This window comes from Bradyrhizobium sp. 132 (assembly GCF_023074185.1).
Taxonomy (GTDB): domain Bacteria; phylum Pseudomonadota; class Alphaproteobacteria; order Rhizobiales; family Xanthobacteraceae; genus Bradyrhizobium.
In genome coordinates, this window is the sequence record NZ_JADPKY010000159.1 from 1 (window position 1) to 17,760 (window position 17,760).

Annotated in this window: 26 protein-coding genes; 11 read left to right on the forward strand and 15 right to left on the reverse strand. The window is 64.3% G+C overall.

All coding sequences use genetic code 11. From position 1 onward, the window contains the following. Positions 1-48: 48 nt before the first annotated feature. Entirely contained in the window at positions 49-417 is a 369-nt protein-coding gene (locus tag IVA74_RS34865; RefSeq protein ID WP_247351872.1) for a hypothetical protein, read from the reverse strand. Positions 418-521: 104 nt separating this feature from the next. After that, on the reverse strand, positions 522-1,610 hold the full coding sequence (gene recA, locus IVA74_RS34870; protein WP_247351873.1) for a recombinase RecA: 1,089 nt from the start codon (positions 1,608-1,610) through the stop codon (positions 522-524). A 255-nt stretch (positions 1,611-1,865) separates the two neighbouring features. Here recA and IVA74_RS34875 point away from each other — a divergent pair, with 255 nt between their 5' ends. Beyond that, positions 1,866-2,030, forward strand: a complete 165-nt coding sequence (locus IVA74_RS34875; RefSeq protein WP_247351875.1) for a hypothetical protein — start codon at positions 1,866-1,868, stop codon at positions 2,028-2,030. Positions 2,031-2,898: 868 nt separating this feature from the next. Here the strand turns inward: IVA74_RS34875 and IVA74_RS34880 are convergent. Beyond that, a complete protein-coding gene (locus IVA74_RS34880) occupies positions 2,899-3,156 on the reverse strand; it encodes a DUF2798 domain-containing protein (protein WP_247352184.1) in 258 nt (85 codons plus the stop codon). A 261-nt stretch (positions 3,157-3,417) separates the two neighbouring features. Here IVA74_RS34880 and IVA74_RS34885 point away from each other — a divergent pair, with 261 nt between their 5' ends. Continuing rightward, entirely contained in the window at positions 3,418-3,651 is a 234-nt protein-coding gene (locus IVA74_RS34885) for a hypothetical protein (RefSeq protein WP_247351877.1), read from the forward strand. Positions 3,652-3,659: 8 nt separating this feature from the next. Here the strand turns inward: IVA74_RS34885 and IVA74_RS34890 are convergent, their stop codons facing one another. The 3 genes from IVA74_RS34890 to IVA74_RS34900 all read right to left on the reverse strand — a co-directional run bounded on the left by IVA74_RS34890 (position 3,660) and on the right by IVA74_RS34900 (position 4,554). Further along, positions 3,660-3,914 carry a hypothetical protein gene (locus IVA74_RS34890; RefSeq protein ID WP_247351879.1) on the reverse strand — a complete coding sequence of 85 codons (255 nt, stop codon included), beginning with the start codon at positions 3,912-3,914 and terminating at the stop codon, positions 3,660-3,662. 101 nt (positions 3,915-4,015) lie between these two features. Then, the gene (locus tag IVA74_RS34895) at positions 4,016-4,327 is read right to left on the reverse strand and encodes a hypothetical protein (protein ID WP_247351880.1); all 312 of its coding nucleotides are present in this window, start codon (positions 4,325-4,327) and stop codon (positions 4,016-4,018) included. Between the two features lie 92 nt (positions 4,328-4,419). After that, complete coding sequence (locus IVA74_RS34900; protein WP_247351882.1) at positions 4,420-4,554, reverse strand: peptidylprolyl isomerase; 135 nt, start codon at positions 4,552-4,554, stop codon at positions 4,420-4,422. Between the two features lie 144 nt (positions 4,555-4,698). On the opposite strand from IVA74_RS34900, the gene IVA74_RS34905 reads away from it, so the two are divergent. Next, positions 4,699-5,163 carry a PaaI family thioesterase gene (locus tag IVA74_RS34905; RefSeq protein ID WP_247351884.1) on the forward strand — a complete coding sequence of 155 codons (465 nt, stop codon included), beginning with the start codon at positions 4,699-4,701 and terminating at the stop codon, positions 5,161-5,163. A 112-nt stretch (positions 5,164-5,275) separates the two neighbouring features. Here IVA74_RS34905 and IVA74_RS34910 read toward each other — a convergent pair whose 3' ends face one another. Then, entirely contained in the window at positions 5,276-5,569 is a 294-nt protein-coding gene (locus IVA74_RS34910; RefSeq protein ID WP_027567633.1) for an HdeA/HdeB family chaperone, read from the reverse strand. 180 nt (positions 5,570-5,749) lie between these two features. Between IVA74_RS34910 and IVA74_RS34915 the strand changes: the two genes are divergently transcribed. Beyond that, positions 5,750-5,992: a PilZ domain-containing protein gene (locus tag IVA74_RS34915; protein WP_247351886.1), complete on the forward strand. Its 243-nt coding sequence runs from the start codon at positions 5,750-5,752 to the stop codon at positions 5,990-5,992. Positions 5,993-6,038: 46 nt separating this feature from the next. On the opposite strand, the gene IVA74_RS34920 is transcribed toward IVA74_RS34915, so the two are convergent. Both IVA74_RS34920 and IVA74_RS34925 read right to left on the reverse strand, forming a co-directional pair. Beyond that, positions 6,039-8,087 (reverse strand): pyrroloquinoline quinone-dependent dehydrogenase, encoded by a 2,049-nt coding sequence (locus IVA74_RS34920; protein WP_247351888.1) that lies wholly within the window; start codon positions 8,085-8,087, stop codon positions 6,039-6,041. Beyond that, positions 8,088-8,321, reverse strand: a complete 234-nt coding sequence (locus IVA74_RS34925) for a hypothetical protein (RefSeq protein WP_247351890.1) — start codon at positions 8,319-8,321, stop codon at positions 8,088-8,090. 162 nt (positions 8,322-8,483) lie between these two features. Here IVA74_RS34925 and IVA74_RS34930 point away from each other — a divergent pair, with 162 nt between their 5' ends. Together IVA74_RS34930 and IVA74_RS34935 are read left to right on the forward strand one after the other, a co-directional pair. Further along, positions 8,484-8,888, forward strand: a complete 405-nt coding sequence (locus IVA74_RS34930; RefSeq protein WP_247351891.1) for a hypothetical protein — start codon at positions 8,484-8,486, stop codon at positions 8,886-8,888. Between the two features lie 113 nt (positions 8,889-9,001). Next, positions 9,002-9,331, forward strand: a complete 330-nt coding sequence (locus IVA74_RS34935; protein WP_247351893.1) for a hypothetical protein — start codon at positions 9,002-9,004, stop codon at positions 9,329-9,331. Positions 9,332-9,402: 71 nt separating this feature from the next. Here the strand turns inward: IVA74_RS34935 and IVA74_RS34940 are convergent, their stop codons facing one another. Together IVA74_RS34940 and IVA74_RS34945 are read right to left on the reverse strand one after the other, a co-directional pair. Continuing rightward, on the reverse strand, positions 9,403-9,870 hold the full coding sequence (locus tag IVA74_RS34940) for a DUF6691 family protein (RefSeq protein WP_247351896.1): 468 nt from the start codon (positions 9,868-9,870) through the stop codon (positions 9,403-9,405). Between the two features lie 5 nt (positions 9,871-9,875). After that, the gene (locus IVA74_RS34945) at positions 9,876-10,304 is read right to left on the reverse strand and encodes a YeeE/YedE family protein (RefSeq protein ID WP_247351898.1); all 429 of its coding nucleotides are present in this window, start codon (positions 10,302-10,304) and stop codon (positions 9,876-9,878) included. A 171-nt stretch (positions 10,305-10,475) separates the two neighbouring features. On the opposite strand from IVA74_RS34945, the gene IVA74_RS34950 reads away from it, so the two are divergent. Beyond that, complete coding sequence (locus IVA74_RS34950; RefSeq protein WP_247351900.1) at positions 10,476-11,645, forward strand: GNAT family N-acetyltransferase; 1,170 nt, start codon at positions 10,476-10,478, stop codon at positions 11,643-11,645. A gap of 7 nt (positions 11,646-11,652) precedes the next feature. Here the strand turns inward: IVA74_RS34950 and IVA74_RS34955 are convergent, their stop codons facing one another. Both IVA74_RS34955 and IVA74_RS34960 read right to left on the reverse strand, forming a co-directional pair. Further along, positions 11,653-12,318 carry a DsbA family oxidoreductase gene (locus IVA74_RS34955; protein WP_247351902.1) on the reverse strand — a complete coding sequence of 222 codons (666 nt, stop codon included), beginning with the start codon at positions 12,316-12,318 and terminating at the stop codon, positions 11,653-11,655. An 84-nt stretch (positions 12,319-12,402) separates the two neighbouring features. After that, positions 12,403-13,224 carry a helix-turn-helix transcriptional regulator gene (locus tag IVA74_RS34960; RefSeq protein WP_247351904.1) on the reverse strand — a complete coding sequence of 274 codons (822 nt, stop codon included), beginning with the start codon at positions 13,222-13,224 and terminating at the stop codon, positions 12,403-12,405. A 101-nt stretch (positions 13,225-13,325) separates the two neighbouring features. Here IVA74_RS34960 and IVA74_RS34965 point away from each other — a divergent pair, with 101 nt between their 5' ends. Both IVA74_RS34965 and IVA74_RS34970 read left to right on the forward strand, forming a co-directional pair. Beyond that, a complete protein-coding gene (locus IVA74_RS34965; protein ID WP_247351906.1) occupies positions 13,326-13,556 on the forward strand; it encodes a hypothetical protein in 231 nt (76 codons plus the stop codon). Positions 13,557-13,593: 37 nt separating this feature from the next. After that, on the forward strand, positions 13,594-13,992 hold the full coding sequence (locus IVA74_RS34970; protein WP_247351908.1) for a hypothetical protein: 399 nt from the start codon (positions 13,594-13,596) through the stop codon (positions 13,990-13,992). A gap of 162 nt (positions 13,993-14,154) precedes the next feature. On the opposite strand, the gene IVA74_RS34975 is transcribed toward IVA74_RS34970, so the two are convergent. Beyond that, positions 14,155-14,715 (reverse strand): SET domain-containing protein, encoded by a 561-nt coding sequence (locus IVA74_RS34975; protein WP_247352186.1) that lies wholly within the window; start codon positions 14,713-14,715, stop codon positions 14,155-14,157. A gap of 164 nt (positions 14,716-14,879) precedes the next feature. On the opposite strand from IVA74_RS34975, the gene IVA74_RS34980 reads away from it, so the two are divergent. Next, complete coding sequence (locus IVA74_RS34980) at positions 14,880-15,485, forward strand: hypothetical protein (RefSeq protein ID WP_247351910.1); 606 nt, start codon at positions 14,880-14,882, stop codon at positions 15,483-15,485. Positions 15,486-15,514: 29 nt separating this feature from the next. Here IVA74_RS34980 and IVA74_RS34985 read toward each other — a convergent pair whose 3' ends face one another. Beyond that, on the reverse strand, positions 15,515-16,249 hold the full coding sequence (locus IVA74_RS34985; RefSeq protein ID WP_247351912.1) for a TetR/AcrR family transcriptional regulator: 735 nt from the start codon (positions 16,247-16,249) through the stop codon (positions 15,515-15,517). Between the two features lie 106 nt (positions 16,250-16,355). Between IVA74_RS34985 and IVA74_RS34990 the strand changes: the two genes are divergently transcribed. After that, positions 16,356-17,753, forward strand: coding sequence for a carotenoid oxygenase family protein (locus tag IVA74_RS34990; protein WP_247351914.1), 1,398 nt, complete (start codon positions 16,356-16,358; stop codon positions 17,751-17,753). Positions 17,754-17,760 lie beyond the last annotated feature (7 nt).

Sequence of the window (17,760 nt, forward strand, 5' to 3'; positions counted from 1 at the left end):
CATCGCAATGCGCGCCGACAAGACCGACCAGAGCTTCACTTCAATGATCTATCTGGCCGCGGCCGCGATAAACTCCAGATGAATCCCAACAGACCCTAGGTCCAGCAAGCAGACGAGCTGCAATTGATCGTTGGGAGCTGGATCGAACCAAAGTTCGATCACGTCATATCGCTCGCAGAAGTCCGCAAGGGGCAAGTCTTTGCGATCCTTGATGCCCTTGGGCCACCGGATGCCCCAATCAGACCAATGATCACCTGGCCCGAGATTCGCGGAGCGCGCCGCGAAATAGGCTGCGAGCTTTTCGGGCGAGGGCAGCGGTCCCCACTCGAAGTGAAACGAGGATGAAATGACAAGCTCCGCTAACCCCGATCGGGCGAGCCCGCTTCCGAACGAACTGGTCAAGATCAGACGCTTCATCGCACCACCTGATCAATGCAACGCAAAACGAAACGGGCACTGACGACGTCGGCAACTCAACGTCTTCAGCGCCCGCTCCTCGCGAAAAACTCTAGGCTTGACGCTTACTCGTCCGCCGGCTCGTCGCCGTCGGCGTCACGCTCGGGGCTGCCGGCGAGAATCTGCTCGGCGATCAGGCCGGAGTTCTGGCGGATCGAGGTTTCGATCTTGGCGGTGATATCAGGATTGGCCTTCAGGAACGCTTTCGAATTCTCGCGGCCCTGGCCGAGACGCTGGCTGTCATAGGAGAACCATGCGCCGGATTTTTCGACGATGCCGGCCTTGACGCCGAGATCGAGGATCTCGCCCATCTTGGAGACGCCTTCGCCATACATGATGTCGAACTCGACCTGCTTGAAAGGCGGCGCCAGCTTGTTCTTTACCACCTTGACCCGGGTGGTGTTGCCGACCACCTCGTCACGCTCCTTGATTGCGCCGATGCGGCGGATATCGAGACGGATCGAGGCGTAGAATTTCAGCGCATTGCCGCCAGTGGTGGTTTCCGGCGAACCGTACATCACGCCGATCTTCATCCGTATCTGGTTGATGAAAATGACCATGGTGTTGGACTTGTTGATGGACGCGGTCAGCTTGCGCAGGGCCTGGCTCATCAGGCGGGCCTGCAGACCCGGCAACGCATCGCCCATCTCGCCCTCGAGCTCGGCTTTCGGTACCAGCGCCGCAACCGAATCGATCACCAGCACATCGACCGCGCCCGAGCGCACCAGCGTGTCGCAGATTTCCAGCGCCTGCTCGCCGGTGTCCGGCTGGGAGATTAGGAGTTCGTCGATGTTGACGCCGAGCTTGCGCGCATAGACCGGGTCAAGCGCGTGTTCGGCGTCGATGAAGGCGCAGATGCCGCCCTTCTTCTGCCCTTCCGCCACCGTGTGCAGCGCCAGCGTTGTCTTGCCCGAGGATTCCGGCCCGTAGATTTCCACGACGCGCCCCTTCGGCAAACCGCCGATCCCGAGCGCAATATCAAGCCCCAGCGAGCCCGAGGAGATCGCCTCGACATCCATCGAGCGGTCGTTCTTGCCGAGCTTCATCACCGAGCCCTTGCCGAACTGCCGCTCGATCTGGGAGAGCGCGGCGGCCAGAGCTTTACTCTTGTCCATGGAAGATCCTTCGACGATACGCAGGGCAGTGGTAGACATTGGGTCGTGCTCCTTATGGCGAGGATTCGCTAGAGGGACAAACGGCTGGCGGGGACGGCGCGGCGATAAAACAACGTACCCTATTTGTTCTAGGTTCGCAATATGTTCTTTTGCAGATTTGGGGTGCTGGCTGACGCACATCAAAGACCGATGACCTGGACGCCGTCAGAATTCCGTAATCCTGCGGCACCGAACCTTTTTGCCGTCTGCGGCCTTCTTCCGGGACACGGGACCGCAACTCCGGGGATCTCAGTCATGACGGACACGCACCACGATACGACCAGGCGCAATCGCCTGCTGGAGGCCGCGCGGCAAGAGATGATCAAGTTCGAGCGCAAGGAAAACGAGTTTCGCAAGAAGGATCGCGAAGAGCGGGCCGCCGAGCTCCGTTTGCCGCTGGACGCGATCAAGGTTCATTAGTCCGCACAGGACGGGCTTCCGCGCCGACGAAGGACACGCCGCCGAACGCGGCAGGCGGTGGCGGTGGCGGTGCCCGCCGCCCGGACCGCGCCGGAGACAATGCCCGCCGGAGCGGCCGCCTGTTCATCGCAAGGGACCGGCACGGGAGTCGGGATTCGCATATCCCGGTGGCGAGTCCGGGCACGATATGGTATCCAGATACTACCTGTAAGTCGTTGATGGAACGGGGACATTTTCCAGAGAGCTACTGTGCATGGGGTTGTTTTCGATTTTTTGAAAGCCGCGCATGCGCCTTCCACCACCGAAGCGCAATTTGGATCGGGCCGGCCGCCGTCTCACGGCATGCCTGCACCACCCCTACAGCAGAACCAGCAACCCGATGCCGATCACCAGCACCACGAAGCCAGCCGCCGTCGCGGCGGCGAATGACCGCTCTACGTTGTCCATGATGCCACCCCGTTGCCGGCGCGCCACGTTTCCCCCATGGCAGCACCGTCGGTGCGAAATCTCGCCCGCCGTTGTGTCCTGAGTTGTGCGAACGGATGTCGAAATTGGGACGGGTGCGGGGCCAGTCTGCGGCCTCGACTTTCGCCGCTACTGTCAGGCGCGCGTAAGCCTGCTCTCCTGCTCTGGTCGTGTCCGGTTGACCAACACCGGGCCTCCATACCCAGACTACGACCCCGCTCTCCCCGAGCGGGGTTTTCTGTTGCCGGGCACGAGCGAACGCAGCGGGCCGGATCCGATTCGCGTCATTGTCAGGCTGTCGTAAGCTGAGCCGGCTAGGCTCATCTGGCTATGGTGTTGCAGCCCAGCACCTCAGCCTCCAATAACCTTCTGCCCCGCTTGGCTCTCCCCAAGCGGGGTTTTTTCATGCCGGCCGGCCGGTTTGCGAGCCCCCCTCTTCCCGCGTCAGCCGCAGCGAGAAGGCGCGGATCGCCGGCGCTGCGAGCAGCACGATCGGCAGCATTGCGACCCATGCGATCAGCCACGACACCATCCAGTGCGTGAGGAAGACCATCGCGGTCCCTGCGGGAAAGCTGGCAATCCCCGCCGCGATCAGCGAGGTCAGGCCGGACTGGATGACACCGAAGACGAAATGAGAGTAGCGGCGAGGAATGCCGAGCATGATGCGCCCATGTTGTTTGGCCGTCATCAGGCCAAGCAAGCCACATGCCGTCGCAGCGCCCCTGCGGGACCCAGGAACTTCGTTCATGGTCGGAGAACCACGGGCACGGGCGCCCCGGATGTATTCCGTAGCCGCCCGGAATTGATCTCGGGATGGTTTGGGATTGGAGTGCGCGCGCCCATGACCTTGAAAGATGACCTTGAGGGATGGCCTTGAGGGATGGCCTTCCCTGGGGGATGTCACGCGCGATCGGTGCCAACCATGCCGCTCTACTTCTTCCGAATCCGGAACGGCCGCTATTCCGGCTGTGCCGACCAGGCGTCGGAATTTGCCGATCGCGATTTGGCCTGGAAGGAGATGACCAGCGTCTGCGCCGACATGGCCGCCGGCATCGCCCGCAAGCTCCAGGAAAATTCCGAATGGCACATGGAGCTGCTGGACGAGGCCAAGGAGCCCGTGTTCCGGATCCGCATCACATCCGAAACCTTCGAATAGGGCTGCCCCTAATCCGCGCTGGGCAGCCGCCGCATCGTGAATTCGATGTCGCCGCCGGGCAGCTCGCGCCAGTTCTCGACCGCGCTCATATAGCCGGCCTTGGGGTAGCGGGCGAAGAAAGCCTGCGCCCTCTCCCGCGCCGCCGCGCGCGGCAGCGTGAAGGTCTCGCGCAGATAGCCGTCGCCGGCCGTCGGGCCGGGCTTGCCGCCCAGCTTGCGCCGGCGCGCCATCCGCTCGGCGAGATCCCGCGGACGATCGGCCATGTCCTGCCTCCTCGAAATACGCTCTCACGAGATGTAGGAAGCAGGCCGGTCGAACAGGAGTCCCGGCCGGAGGCGTCAGCCGCCTCCGATCGGTCAGACGGTCAATTGGCAGTCGTGCCGGATTTCTTCTTCGGCGCACCGGTTGCGGCCGAGGCCTTTGGCACCGCCGGCTGCTTCGGCGGATCGGAGCGCATGCCGCCCCATGGATCGTTAGACGCCTTGGAGTCCGGAATCTTCTTCAGCGTTTCCTTGTAGGCCTTGTCACGCTCGGCTTCCGCGGCCTTCTCCTCGGGGGTCTTGCTCGGCCCTTCCTGCAGCAAATTGAGATTGGGCATTTGCGCATAGGCCGGTCCCGCCAGCACGGCCGGTACCGCCAGGACAGCCAGCACCGCGGCCATACGGAAAAGCTTCATCATCGACTCCTTGATCATCCATGGCGGCGCGGATCGCCCGCGCCTTGTCGCCCTTGTCGCAGCCGGGTCGCGACCGCGGGGACCGCTCGGCCCTAGAGCCGGTCCGATTTGCACGATTTCGGCGCCTGTAGCCAGTCGTCCCAGATCGGCCCGCACTTGGTGCACCCGTTCAGCGCGAGGCCGAGCGCGACCAGACCAAACACGAGGACATACCGACGCAACATCATCCACCCATCCCCACTGCGGGGCATCATATCGGGCGAAGTCAGGCATTTTCAAGCCGACAGGACCCGCGGCTGACCGGGTGACTTTGCCGCGCCGATCCGCTCACATGGCCGAAATATCCGGCAACACGGGAGGGAACGACAGCAATGCCATCGCAGCCAGAAGCCGAGTTCGGCATCACCGACGCCAGACGCATCCTCGGCGAGGTCTTTGCGCCCTGGGTCCAGGATCTCAACCTGTCGGTCGAAAGCATCGAGCACGTGCCGCCGCCGGACATGCCGGACTGGCAGCCGGCAGCGCTCCTGCGCATGCCGTTCTCGGAACGGCTGTGCCGCAACGGCGGCGTGGTCTGCGGCCAGGCGCTGATGGCGCTCGCCGACACGGCGATGGTGATCGCGAACCTCGCCGCCAACCGCGGCTATCGTCCGATGACGACGGTCGACCAGACCACGCATTTCATGCGCGCCGTCTCCTCGTCGGACGTGCTGGCCGACGCCCGCGTGGTGCGACTCGGACGCACCATGAGCTTTGGCCGCGTCACGCTGCTCTCGGCCACCGACAACAAGCCGGTGGCGATGGTGTCGAGCGCGTTCGCGATGCTGCCGGGGTAGGCATCAGCCGAAAAGAAGAAAGCCGCGTGAGCGCAAGGCGCACCGCGGCTTTCGATGGAGTTATGCCGCGAGGCGAAACGCGATCGCGCGTCGCGGCGTCGCACACGAGAAGTTACTTGCCGAGCACCTCGTCGGCCGCAGTGACGATGCTGACGTTCGGATTTTTTCCGCAATAGCTGCCGAACTGCTTGGCGTTCTCGACGAACACGTCGGTGTCGATGATCGCGTTCTCTTCGTCGCCCTTGTACCAGCCGTCCATCCAGGTCAGCACCATCTTGATGGTGTCGTCGCCGCTCTCGAGGAACTGCTTGCAGCTCATGGTCGCAAGATCGAGCTTGGTGGCGTGCGCGGGCATCGACGACAGCGAGAGCGCCGCGGCGAACAGAAGCGAAAGCGTGGTCTTCATCAATATCTCCATCGGCGCGTAACGCCATAAAGGAAAGGCTTGTGGGGAAAGTCGGCGGAGTGACCTCCGCTTCGACGTCGTAAACGAAGTCTGAAGCGCAGTGCAAGTAGCGCCAGTATTGAGTTTATTTCAACGTAATTTCTACTCGCTATTTTACAAACGTCATTATGGATTAACGCGATGATCGAGAAACGTGCAGCGCAGCGCTACCGTGTTTTCAAGGGGGGAACGATCACCTTTGAAAACAACGGCATCGCGTGCACGGTGCGAAACATGTCGGCGAACGGCGCCGCGATCGACCTCGACGCCGCCGTCACATTACCGCAATCGTTCACGCTCGCGATCGCGCGCGACAATGTCGTGCGGAATTGCCGCACCGTCTGGCGTAGCGACAGGCGCATCGGCCTCGCTTTCGTACAGTAGTGCATATGATGTGAATGAACGTTCGCATCGCGCGCGCGATGCTGGGTCATGTTCGCGCGATACGACGCCGGCGCCGCCAGCGCAGGCTTGCAACCACGAGCGCGACGATCGCGAGCGCGACCGCCGATGATGCCGCAAAAAATCGTCCACCGGGACGATCGATGGTACGCGACCATAGCGACGGCCCCTCGCCCGGCCGTGCCAGGCGAAAGGAAACGACGCTGTCGCCGATCGAGGTGCCTGCCTCGGAGTGGCCGCCGGCGCCGATGGCGACATACTGCTCGCCCTTCCAGAGATAGGTCATGGGATTGGCGACGCCGGGCACCGGCAGCCGGCCTTGCCACAGTTCGCTTCCGCTTCGTGCATCGAAGGCGCGCAAATAGGCGTCCATCGCGCCGGTGAAGACGAGCCCGCCTGCGGTAACCGCGAGCCCGTTGAGGAGCGGAGCGCCCCAGGGGAGCGGCACGCCGAGCGGCGCCAGATCCTCGGTTGTGCCGACGGTCGAACGCCAGAGGATCTTGCCAGCCTTCAGATCGACCGCAACCATTTCGCCCCAGGGCGGCTTGTTACAAAGAAAACCGAGCGGCGATGTCACCATCGCCCGCGACATCGCAAACGGCGCGCCATTCTGCTGGCCAAAATCGTGGCCGGGCGGCGGATTGAATCCGGCAGCCTCCGCGCGCGGAATCAGCTTGATCAGATGAACGGCGCGACTGGTGTTGGCATAGAGGATCTGGTTGACGGGATCGAAGGCCGCACTGCCCCAGTTCACGCCGCCGCCGGTGAAGGGGTATTCCAGCGTGCCTTGCGTTGAAGGAGGTGTGAACAGCCCCTCGTTGCGCGCTTCCGCGAACTGGCGTTCGCAAGAAGACCGGCGCAAGCCGGGCAAGAACGAGAGCGCATCATCTGCCGAGATCGTCTGCGACGTCAGCGCCGGCACATGTGTCGGGAATGGCTGCGTGGGCGACAGCCGTTCACCTTCCGCGGCCCCCTGCGGAACGCTGCGCTCCTCGACCGGCCACACCGGCTTGCCGGTATCGCGATCGAGCACGAAGACAAAGCCCTGCTTGGTTGGCTGGATCACGACATCGCGCTGACCTTCTCCAGTGTCGATGCGCGTGAGCGTCGGCTGCGCCGGCAGATCGTAATCCCAGACGTCGTGGTGCACGGTCTGGAATGCCCATACGAGCTCGCCGGTCTCGATGCGCAGCGCGACCACCGAATTGGCATGCTCGTTGTTGCCCGGCCGCTTGCCGCCCCAGAAATCCGGCGATGGAGAGGATGTCGGCAGGAACACCAACCCGCGCGTGGCGTCGACCGACATCGGCGCCCAGACATTGGCGTGACCGGCTTCGATACCGTCGCGCTTCAGCGGCTCGAATGTCCACCGCATTTGACCGGTGCGCGCGTCGAACGCGCGCACGACGCCACTTGGCGCGTCGACGCGGCGGTTGTCGCCGATCGCGGATCCGATCACGACGACACCGCGGCCGACCGCCGGCGGCGAGGTGATCTGGAATTCGCCCGGCCATTCCAGCTTCGTGCCGATATCGGGCCTGACCTCACCGCCCTTGCCGAAGCCGGCGCAGGGGATTCCCGTCTTCGCATCGAGCGCGATCAGGCGGACATCGTTCGTGCCCATGAAGATGCGCGATCGACATGCGGCATCTACAGGCGCCTCATCGTCGACCCAGTAGGTGACGCCGCGGCATACGTAGCGATTGGCGGGACGCTGGTTGATCGCGATCTTCGGATCGTAGCGCCATTTCTGCGCGCCCGTGCCGGGATCGAGCGCGATCACCTCGTTGAAAGGCGAGCAGAAGACCAGGCTGTCCTCGACGAACAGCGGCGTCGCCTGGAATTTGGTCCGCCGCATCAGCCCGGACGGCCGCGCCGCGAGATCGCCCGTGTGGAATTCGAAGGCCCGAACGAGGTTGTCGACATTGTCGGGCGTGATCTCTCGCAATGGCGAGAAGCGCGAGCCGCCGGGATCGCCACCCCAGCTCTCCCAGGCGATGCCTGGCCGCGACGAAAACAGGAGGAGCGTGATGAGAGCGGCCAAATAGCAGGGGCGGGTCGCCAACGCCCGCCCCATCTATTTCGGCTTCTTGGCAGGTTCAGGCGGACGCGCCCCGCTCCACGGATCATACTTCTCCTTGGACTCGGGAATGCGCTCGAGCGCGGCCTTGTAGGCCTTCTCGTCGACCTTTGGCTTGTTGTCCGCCTTCTGCCCGCCCTCGTTAGGCTGGCGTCTGCCGCCACCCATCTGCGCTTGCGCCGAGACAACCGTCAGCGCCAGCACCGCGGCCGCTATGACCAAAATCCTCATTGGCTCCCCACCGTCTGGGCACAAACTAGCCTGCAATCCCGGAATAGCAAATACCGCGGGTCCAGGCCCTCAGGAATCCTGCCTTCAGGAAATCTTGATCGGCCGGGACTTCGTCGGATCGCATTCGTGCCTATCTGTTGGCCCGCGGGGGACCTTCACGGGATGTTGCGGATTATTGCTCAAGCAGCGCTGCTGGCCGGCGTGCTCGCGCTCGGTGCGTGCGGCTTTGCCGATAGCCGCGCACCGGTGCCGGAGTTCATGCGCATCAAAGAAGCCGAGCAGGCGCCACCCGAATCGCCGCCCGACGTCAAGCGCGTCGTGCGCGAGCAGATCGAATTCGTTTTCCTCAGCACGTCCAATCCCCGCGAGGTGCATGTCGCCACGCCCCATCGTGAGGTGAGGGGACCGGGCTGGACAGCCTGCGTCCGCGCCCAGCTGACCTCCGCGACCGGCTCGGCGCTCGGCGCCCAGACCTACATCGTGACCATCACCGGCGGAAAAGTGGTCGATCGCCGGCGCGCCGAAGCGGACGACATTTGCGGGTCGGAAAACTACGAGCCGATCTAACAACGGTCCAAACCGACACGCGATCCGGTTCCGGGAAAAACCAGCATCACGGTCGGAACGATCACCGCCTCCCCTTCTTGTTACCGCCGAGGGCAGTTTCGGAGGAGGACACGATGAGGACATTCACGATTGCACTGCTGGCCGGAGTCGGAGCCTTGGCCGCAGCGAGCGGCGCGAAGGCCGCCGACATCTACACGACCAGCGAATACACCAGCCCCGATCTCGTTCAGCAGGTCCGGCTCGTCTGCGATGATTCCGGCAATTGCTACCGCAGCCGTCGCGGTGAGCGCGTGATCGTGCGCGATTCCTATAACACCATGCCGCGCGAGCGCTATTACGAGCGCCGCAGCCATCGCGACTGGGACGATGGTCCGCGCGGCGGCGTCGGCATTCGCACACCCGGCGTCAGCGTGGGCGTCGGTGTCGGCGGGGACCGCTGGTAGTCAATAAGATTGTAATGGGCAGGACTGGACGAGACAACTCGCCCGGTCCTGTTCCATGTCAGGTTTCGAGTTCAGGTTTCGAGCGGATCGGTCGGCGCGACGATACGCGTTGACGACGTGAGCTGCGCGATGAAGCGGGCGAGCACCATGCCGGCGCACATCGCAACGACGAAGATGAACGCGGAGGCCGAACCGAATCCAAGCGCGGTCAAAGCCGGTCCTGGACAAAAGCCACCAAGGCCCCAGCCGATTCCGAAGATGGCGGGACCGGTGATAATGTTGGGATCGATGTCTCTTCGCGTCGGAATGTAGAAGCGGTCGGCGAAGACAGGCCGCGCGAGCTTCAAGACGCGGCTGAAGCCGACGAAGGTCACCGCGACCGCGCCGGCCATCACGAAAGCGAGGCTAGCATCCCAGGTCCCTCTCGGGATCCCGCCGACGTCCAGAAAGTTCAGCACCTTTGCCGGGTTCGACATGCCGGAGACGATGAGGCCGAGGCCGAAGATCAGGCCGATCGCGAATTGAACAAGAATGGCCATCGCGATCAGCTCCAGTGCCGCATCGCGAAAACCGTCGCCACGCCGGTCGCCATGAAGGTGATGGTCGCGACCAGCGAGCGCACCGACAGTCGCGACAGGCCGCAGACGCCATGGCCGGACGTGCAGCCGCTGCCCCACACCGCGCCGAAGCCGGTGAGCAATCCGGCGACAATCAGAAGCGGCGTTGCCGCCGCGATCGTTTGCGCCGGCAGGCTTCCCGTGACTAGGCGCACCAGGATGGGCGCGATGACGAGGCCAGCGGCGAAGGCGAGCCGGCCGGCGAATTGCCGATCCTCGTAAGGCGGAAACAGCCGCGCCACGATACCGCTGACTCCGGCGATCCGACCCGCCGTCCACATCAGGAGCACGGCGGACAGACCGATCAATGCGCCACCAAGGAGCGACGCAATCGGCGTGAAAGGTGTGGCAACCATGATGATCCTCCGGGTCGAGAGCAATTCCGGCGTATCCATCGGGGCGTCCGGCCGCCGAGCGCCCTCATGCTCAATGAGACGTTAATATTACCACTCGAATTGAAGCGGCGTCCCAACTGTATTTTCCAATCTTTGCGCTAAACATGGCCTCCTGAACGGGGACGACGGGACGTGGTCGATATCGCGCACCAGGCTGCGACCAATCCGGCATCGGCAAAGCATGCCGCGGCATCGCGCGCGCGCGTCCCTCTTACGGCGATCGAACCCGGCCAATGGCGCGCGCTCGCGCAGCGCGCGATCGAACCGAATGGATATTATTTGCCGGGCTGGGAGCTCGCCGTGAGCGCATCCGCGCGCGGCCGCACGGATGCCTCGGCGCTTCCCGCTTTCGACGGAGCCTCGGCCCGGCTGATCGGGCTGATGCCGGTGACCTCGCTCTGGCGCGCGTGGAATATCCCCCTGCCCGCGCTGGTGAGCGCGCATCCCTATGGCACGCTGTGCAGCCCGCTGATCGACCGCGACGCTCCGATGGAAGCCGCCACGCGTCTGTTGCAGCGGGCGCGCGAAGCCGGAGCGCATGCGCTCGTGCTCAACGACGTCGCGCTCGACGGGGCGGCGATGACCGCCCTCAATCAGGTCCTGCATCGCGACGGCCTGCCGCCGAAAATCCTCAGCTCCTACATCCGCGCCAGCCTCGATGCGACGCAGGATGGCGAGACGCTGTTGCGCGAGGCGCTCGGCGCCCGCAAGCTCAAGGAGCTGCGCCGCCAGCGCCATCGTCTCGAAGAGCATGGCGCCGTCGCGTTCGAGGTCGCACGGCGGCCCGACGAGATCGGACCTGCGCTCGAAACGTTCCTGCAGCTCGAGGCCAGCGGCTGGAAAGGCAAGCGCGGCACCGCGCTGATCCAGCACGCGGGCGATGCGACCTTCATCCGCCGCGCCGTAGCGACGCTGGCAGAGACCGCGCAGTGCGAGATTGTGACCTTGCGCGCCGGTACGATTCCAGTGGCCGCCGGTATCGTGCTGCGTCATCAGGACCGCGCTTTCTTCTTCAAGCTCGGCATCGACGAACGCTTTGCAAAATATTCGCCAGGCGTGCAGCTCACTCTCGAGCTCACCCGCCACCTCTGCGCCGATCCCGCCATCGCCAGCGCGGATTCGACCGCGAGCGCTGACCACCCCATGATCAACCCGATCTGGCGCGGGCGCTTCGCAATCGGCGATGTGCTGATCCCGCTGCGGCGGAACGATCCGATCGTGGCGCTTGTTCATGGAGCGCTGATCGGCCTCAACGTCGCGCACGAGACCGCGCGACGCGCGGTCCGCCTGCTCCGCAAATAGGAGAAAACTACTCCGCCGCCTGGGCGTTGATCTCCGCCGAGACCTCACGGATGGCACGCGCGAGCATGTTGGGATCCTGTGCGCCGGAGACGGCGTATTTCTGCGCAAACACATAGGTCGGCACGCCGGAGATGCCCTTCTCGGCGGCTTCCTGTGCGTCCGCCGAAACGCGCGCGACGTCCTCGTCGGTGGCAAGGCGCTTGCGCACGTCGTCGGCGTCGAGGCCGACATCGGCAGCCGCCTGCACCAGCACGCTCACATCGGTGAGGTCGCCGCCGTCGCGGAAGTACAGCTCCATCAGGCGCTGCTTCATCTCGGGTGCCTTGTCGATCGTCTCGGCCCAGAGGATCAGGCGGTGGCAGTCGGTCGTGTTGGGCTGACGCGCGACAAGCTCGGGCTTGTAAGTGAGGCCCTCTTCGCTTGCGGCCGCGACCACACGGCCGGCAATGCCCTTATAAGCCTCGACCGAGCCGAACTTCTGGGTGAGATAGGCCTCGCGGCTGATGCCTTCGCGCGGCACCCAGGGATTGAGAAAGAACGGGCGGAATTTCAGCTTGACCGGAACGTCGGGCACCAGCGCCAGCGCGCTCTCGATCCGGTGCTTGCCGATATAGCACCAGGGGCACACTACGTCGGAGACGACGTCGATCTGGAGCGGCTTTAGCGTGCTCATATCAGGGCCTCCTTCGGGCACTTCGCGGGTTCGCCCCAAGATAAGCCGAACCCGCCCCGAGGCAAGGGTGCTAGGTCATGGGTGCTAGGTCATGGCTGCCGCCATCTGCTTCAGCCGTTCGGCTGTGCGCTCGTCGGCCGGAAAGAACGTCTCCAGCGCCAGCTCCGACAGCGTGATGTCGACGGGCGTGCCGAACACCATGGTGGTGGAGAAGAAACTTAGTATCTCTCCGTCATGGCGCAGCTTGAAGGGGATCGCGACATTGTCGCTCGACAGCGGCGCCGCGCGCGCCGGGATCGGATAGCTCTTCAGGTCGTTGTGGAGCCTGATCAGCTCGGGATCGGCGGTTGCCTCGCATTGCCGGTGCAGCCGCTCCAAAAGATGCCCGCACCATTCCGCGAGGTTGACCGTGCGCGGCGCCAGCGCCTCGGGATGCAAGGCGAGCCGCAGCACGTTCAAGGGCCGGCCTAGCAGCCGCGCGGGGATGCCGGCGAGCAGCGGCGCCAGCATGCGGTTGGCGGAGACCAGATTCCAGTGCCTGTCATAAGCCAGCGCCGGGTTGGGCTCATGCGCTTTGAGGACGAGGTCGATCGCCTGGCGGGCTGATTTCAAGGCGGGATCCTCCAGCGGGCGCTGCGGAAAGGCCGGGGCATAGCCGGCCGCGACCAGCAGCACGTTGCGTTCGCGCAAGGGCACGTCGAGACGTTCGGCGAGCCTCAGCACCATGTCACGCGAGGGTGCGGCGCGGCCGGTCTCGACGAAACTCAAATGCCGCGCCGAGATCTCGGCCTCGCCTGCGAGATCGAGCTGGCTCATGCGGCGGCGCTGCCGCCATTCGCGCAGATGGTCGCCGATATGGACGGGCTGGCTGGGTTCGGCCTGTGCCGTGGATGCATGTGCGTTCATGGTCGAAAACCTAGCACGCGGATTTCGGCTCTTCCATTACGTCGGAGGTAATCGAATTGGGCCACGGGCCGGCTCATCTTCGGTCGCAACAGGAGACGATCATGATCGCATTGCTGCTCTACCGGACCGTCGCAGACCACCTTGTTCCCTGGGCCATGGCGTTCGCAACCCGGATGCTGGCGCGCGCCCTCAACATGCCCGAGCCGCTGGTGCATTCGACCGGCGACTATGTCGTCGCGCAGGTCACAGCCTTCGAGCACAGCGTCGGCAAGACGCTCTGCCCGTTCCATCTCGCCCGCCTGCTCCGCGCCTGGTGGCGCGGATTGCACTGAGTTTCACCTCGAGCCCAACCCAACCATGGAGACCACGATGATCGACGCATCCAGCTTCCTCCGCCGCGCGCTTCTTGCCGACGCAATCTTCAGCGGCGTCTCCGCTCTCGGTCTCACTTTCGGCGCCGGCGCGTTCGCGTCGTTGTTCAACCTGCCCGAAGCGCTGCTGCGCGAGACCGGCCTGTTCCTGATCGCCTACGCCGCGCTCGTCGGCTGGCTTGCCTCGCGCGCCTCTGTGGCGAAGCCGCTCGTGCTGCTGGTCGTGGTCGGCAACGCGGCCTGGACGGTCGGCAGCATCGCGTTGCTGTTCTCAGGCGCGGTATCGCCGAACCTTGCCGGCGAGCTCATGGTCGTGGCGCAGGCGATTGCGACCGGCGTGTTTGCCGAGCTGCAGTATGTGGGATTGCGCAAGAGCGGCAGCGTGGTGGCGGCGTAAGGCTGAACGCTACCAGTCGTCGCCCGGTTTAACCGGGCGACGCATTATTCCAGAGACAGTATTCCAGACACAGTGGACGTATGCGGATAAGCCGCGCCGTCCTGGATGCCCCGGTCAAGCCAGGGCATCCAGGACGGCGGGAGGCAGCTGCGCAAGTGCAGGCTACGCCCGCGCGCGGCCGTTCTTCTTGCCAACCGCGTGGCCGTTGAGCTTCTTCTTTTTGGGGGCCTTCGCCCCCGCCTTCTGCGCTTTACGTTCCGCGCGCGCCTTCACCTTGGCGCGCTCGACCCGCGCTTCCGCGCGAAGCTTCTTGCGCTTCTTCTCGCACGAGGCGCACTTGCAGCCGATCGGCTTCAGATAGGCTTTGAAATAGTCGGTGCCGTAGTCATAGTTGATCTCGTCGCCCGGCTCGATGTTCTTGATGGCGCGGATGAAGACCTTGCGCTCGCGCGGCCGGACGTCGGATTCGGCGTTGGGCCGGCACGAATGGTTGATGTAGCGCGCGAGGTTCTTGCGCACCGAGCCGTCGATGGTCCAGCGGCCGTTGAGCTCGAACAGGTATTTGTTCTCGATGTCGTCCTGCTCGGGAATCCGCGAGTCCAGGATCGGTCCGTAATAACGGATGATCCGGGTGCCCTTCTTGATCGGCTGAGTGGCGAAGAGGCCGAGCCCGGTTTTCGAGCGGCCGACACGATAGGATTTTTGCGAGGAGATGGCTGTCATGATCAGGAGAAAGAGGACCGCGAACGAGGCCCGATGCCTCAAGCGAAGCCGCCCTTCTAGAACGATTCCGCGCCGCTGTCAGGTGTCTGTCGACGCTGTTTGAACCTTGCCCACAATCAAGACGTCTGATGGTACGGAGTTCCCGCTCGATCAAAGGCGTTGTCATGAACCGCATCACCACCGCAGGCATGGCCGTGTTGCTGTTGTGCACCGGTCTCGACTGCGCCGCAGCCCAATCCATGGGCAGCGCCTACACCTCGACGGCGCCGAAGGATTGCCGTCAAATCGGCAAGCCCGGCGAGCTCGACGGCAGCACCACGCGGGTCTGCAAGGGCAAGGATGGTCTCGTGGTCCTGATTGCCGAGGACGATCTTCGCGAAATCGTTTCCGTCGGCCGCAATCGCAAGGCGGCGGCCGAGGAACCGGCGGCAAAAGTCTGGTTCGGCCCGTTCAACTCGTCCGAAACAGCCGTCGAGTGGCGCGCAGCGGCCGCAAAACCGTTTGCGATCATTCAGCGCTGGCACATCGCCGATGGCACCGACCTCGACAAGCAGGGGCGGCCGAACACCAAGGCCATGCTCGTCGTGACCCGGCTGCCGCCGGGACCGGTCTGCCACGTCGCCTATGTCGACGCGATCGCTAACCCGAACAGCAATGAGCTCGCCCGCAAGGCCGCAGATGACTTTGCCCGCAGTTTTCGCTGCGGCAAGGACGAGGTGAAGATCATCGGCGCCCGCGGCCGCGCCGTGGAGCTGGCGACGATGCGCTAGGCGTTCGCCTGGCATCATGTCCCAATTGATCAGGGACCCGGCGGCTTCCCGGTTATGGGTGCCACCAGCATCGCCTCGAGCAGGCGTTCGGCCGTCGTCCCCTCGGGCAGCCGTCCCAGAATGTCCGAAAGCCGTCCGTCGAGCAGCAGCGTGGTAAAACCGTGCACCATCGACCAGGCGCGCGCGATCGCGGCGCCCTGATTGAGCGTCAGCGCATCGCCGCTGATCTGCTCCTGCCGCATCATGCCGACGGCATTGGCGAGCCCGGCGAAAGAAGCTTCGGCCGCCTCGTGCAGCGACGGCCTGGAATAGTCGAGGCGCTCGGTGCGGAACATGATGCCGTACATGCCGGGATGAGCCTGGGCATAGGCGACATAGGCTTTCGGCCGCGCCAGCGCGCGCGCGAGCGGCGTGGTAGCGGCGTCACAGGATGACGCCATCGCCGCATTGAACTGGCGGAAGCCGACCGCCGCGAGCTCACTGAGAAGCCCCATGAGGTCGCCGAAATGATGGGTGGGCGCGGCATGCGAGACGCCCGCCTCGCGCGCCACCGCGCGCAATGTCAGGCCGGCGAGCCCCTCGCGCTCCAGCACCCGTTCGGCGGCCCGGAGCAGCGCCTCGCGCAGCGCGCCGTGGTGATATGGCTCCTCGGTCTTGACGCTCGCCGGCCGTCGCGCGGAACGCGGCGGTGTCGCTGCCGATGATGTCTTTCGCGACGTGCGCGCGCGCCGCGGGGATTCGGTCCTGGTATCGCTCTTGCCCATCAACAAGCTATAAGACGCAATATTGACAGTGTAAAGATTTCACTTGACGGCCGCGACGATCGGAACTATTTCATCTTTACGATGTAAAGATAGAGAGAGATAGACTGTGCAGCAGGACGCCGTTGCCGAACGCCGCCACAACCTCGCGCCGATTCCATTCGAGGCCGACGCACCGTTCCTCACGATCATCGGCGAATTGCCGCGCGAATTGAACGGCACGCTCTATCGCAACGGCCCCAATCCCCAGTTCGATGCACCCGGCGCGCACTGGTTCGTCGGCGACGGCATGCTGCACGCCTTTCGCCTCGATAACGGCCGCGCCAGCTATCGCAACCGCTGGGTCCGCACGCCGAAATGGCTGGCCGAGCACGATGCCGGCCGCGCATTGTTCGGCGGGTTCGGCCGCAAGCTGCCGGATGCGCCAGCGAACCTCACCGACGGCGGCGTCGCGAATACCAACATCATCTTCCATGCCGGCAAGCTGCTGGCGCTGGAAGAAGCGCACCTGCCGACCGAGATCGAGCCGGGCACGCTCGCGACGCGCGGCTATCAGAATTATCAGGGCCGCGTCGCCGGCAGTTTCACAGCCCATCCCAAGGTCGATCCCGTCACCGGCGAGCTGGTGTTCTTCGGCTACAACGCCGCGGGACCGCTGACGCCTGCCCTCTCCTACGGGTCGATCGACGCGTCCGGCAAGGCGACGCGCTTCGAACGGTTCGAAGCGCCTTATGCCAGCATGGTGCACGACTTCATCGTCACCGCGAACCATGTGTTGTTTCCGATCCTGCCCGTCACCGGCAGCATGGAGCGTGCGATGAGCGGGCGGCCGCCCTATGCCTGGGAGCCGGACAAGGGCGCCTATGTCGGCGTGGTCAAGCGCAAGGGCAGCGCGAAGGACATCGTCTGGTTTCGCGCTGAAGCCTGTTACGTCTTCCACGTCATGAATGCGTGGGAGGACGGCGACCGTATCATCGCCGACGTCATGCAGTTCGAGGAAGCACCGCTATTTACCCATCCCGACGGCACACCCACCGATCCCAAGAAATCGTTTGCCCGGCACTGCCGCTGGACCTTCGATCTCTCGGGGAATACCGACCGCTTCCAGCAGACCTATCTCGACGATCTCACCGGCGAATTCCCGCGCATCGACGACCGCCGCGCCGGACTGATGAACCGTCACGGCTGGTACGCCTGCGCCAATCCGCGGCTGCCGATGTTCGGCGCGCTGTCCGGCATCGTTCATGTCGACGGCAATGGAAAGCGCCTCGGCCATTATCTGCTGCCGGCCGGCGACACCATTTCCGAACCGGTGTTCGTCGAGCGATCGACGGATGCAGCGGAAGGCGACGGCTGGCTGCTCGCAGTGGTCTGGCGTGCGCGAGAGAACCGCAGCGACCTCGCCGTGTTCAATGCCACCGATGTCGAGGCCGGCCCCGTCGCACTGGTGCAGCTCGGCCACCGCGTGCCCGATGGCTTTCACGGCAATTGGGTCGGCGCGCAGTAGCTATCGC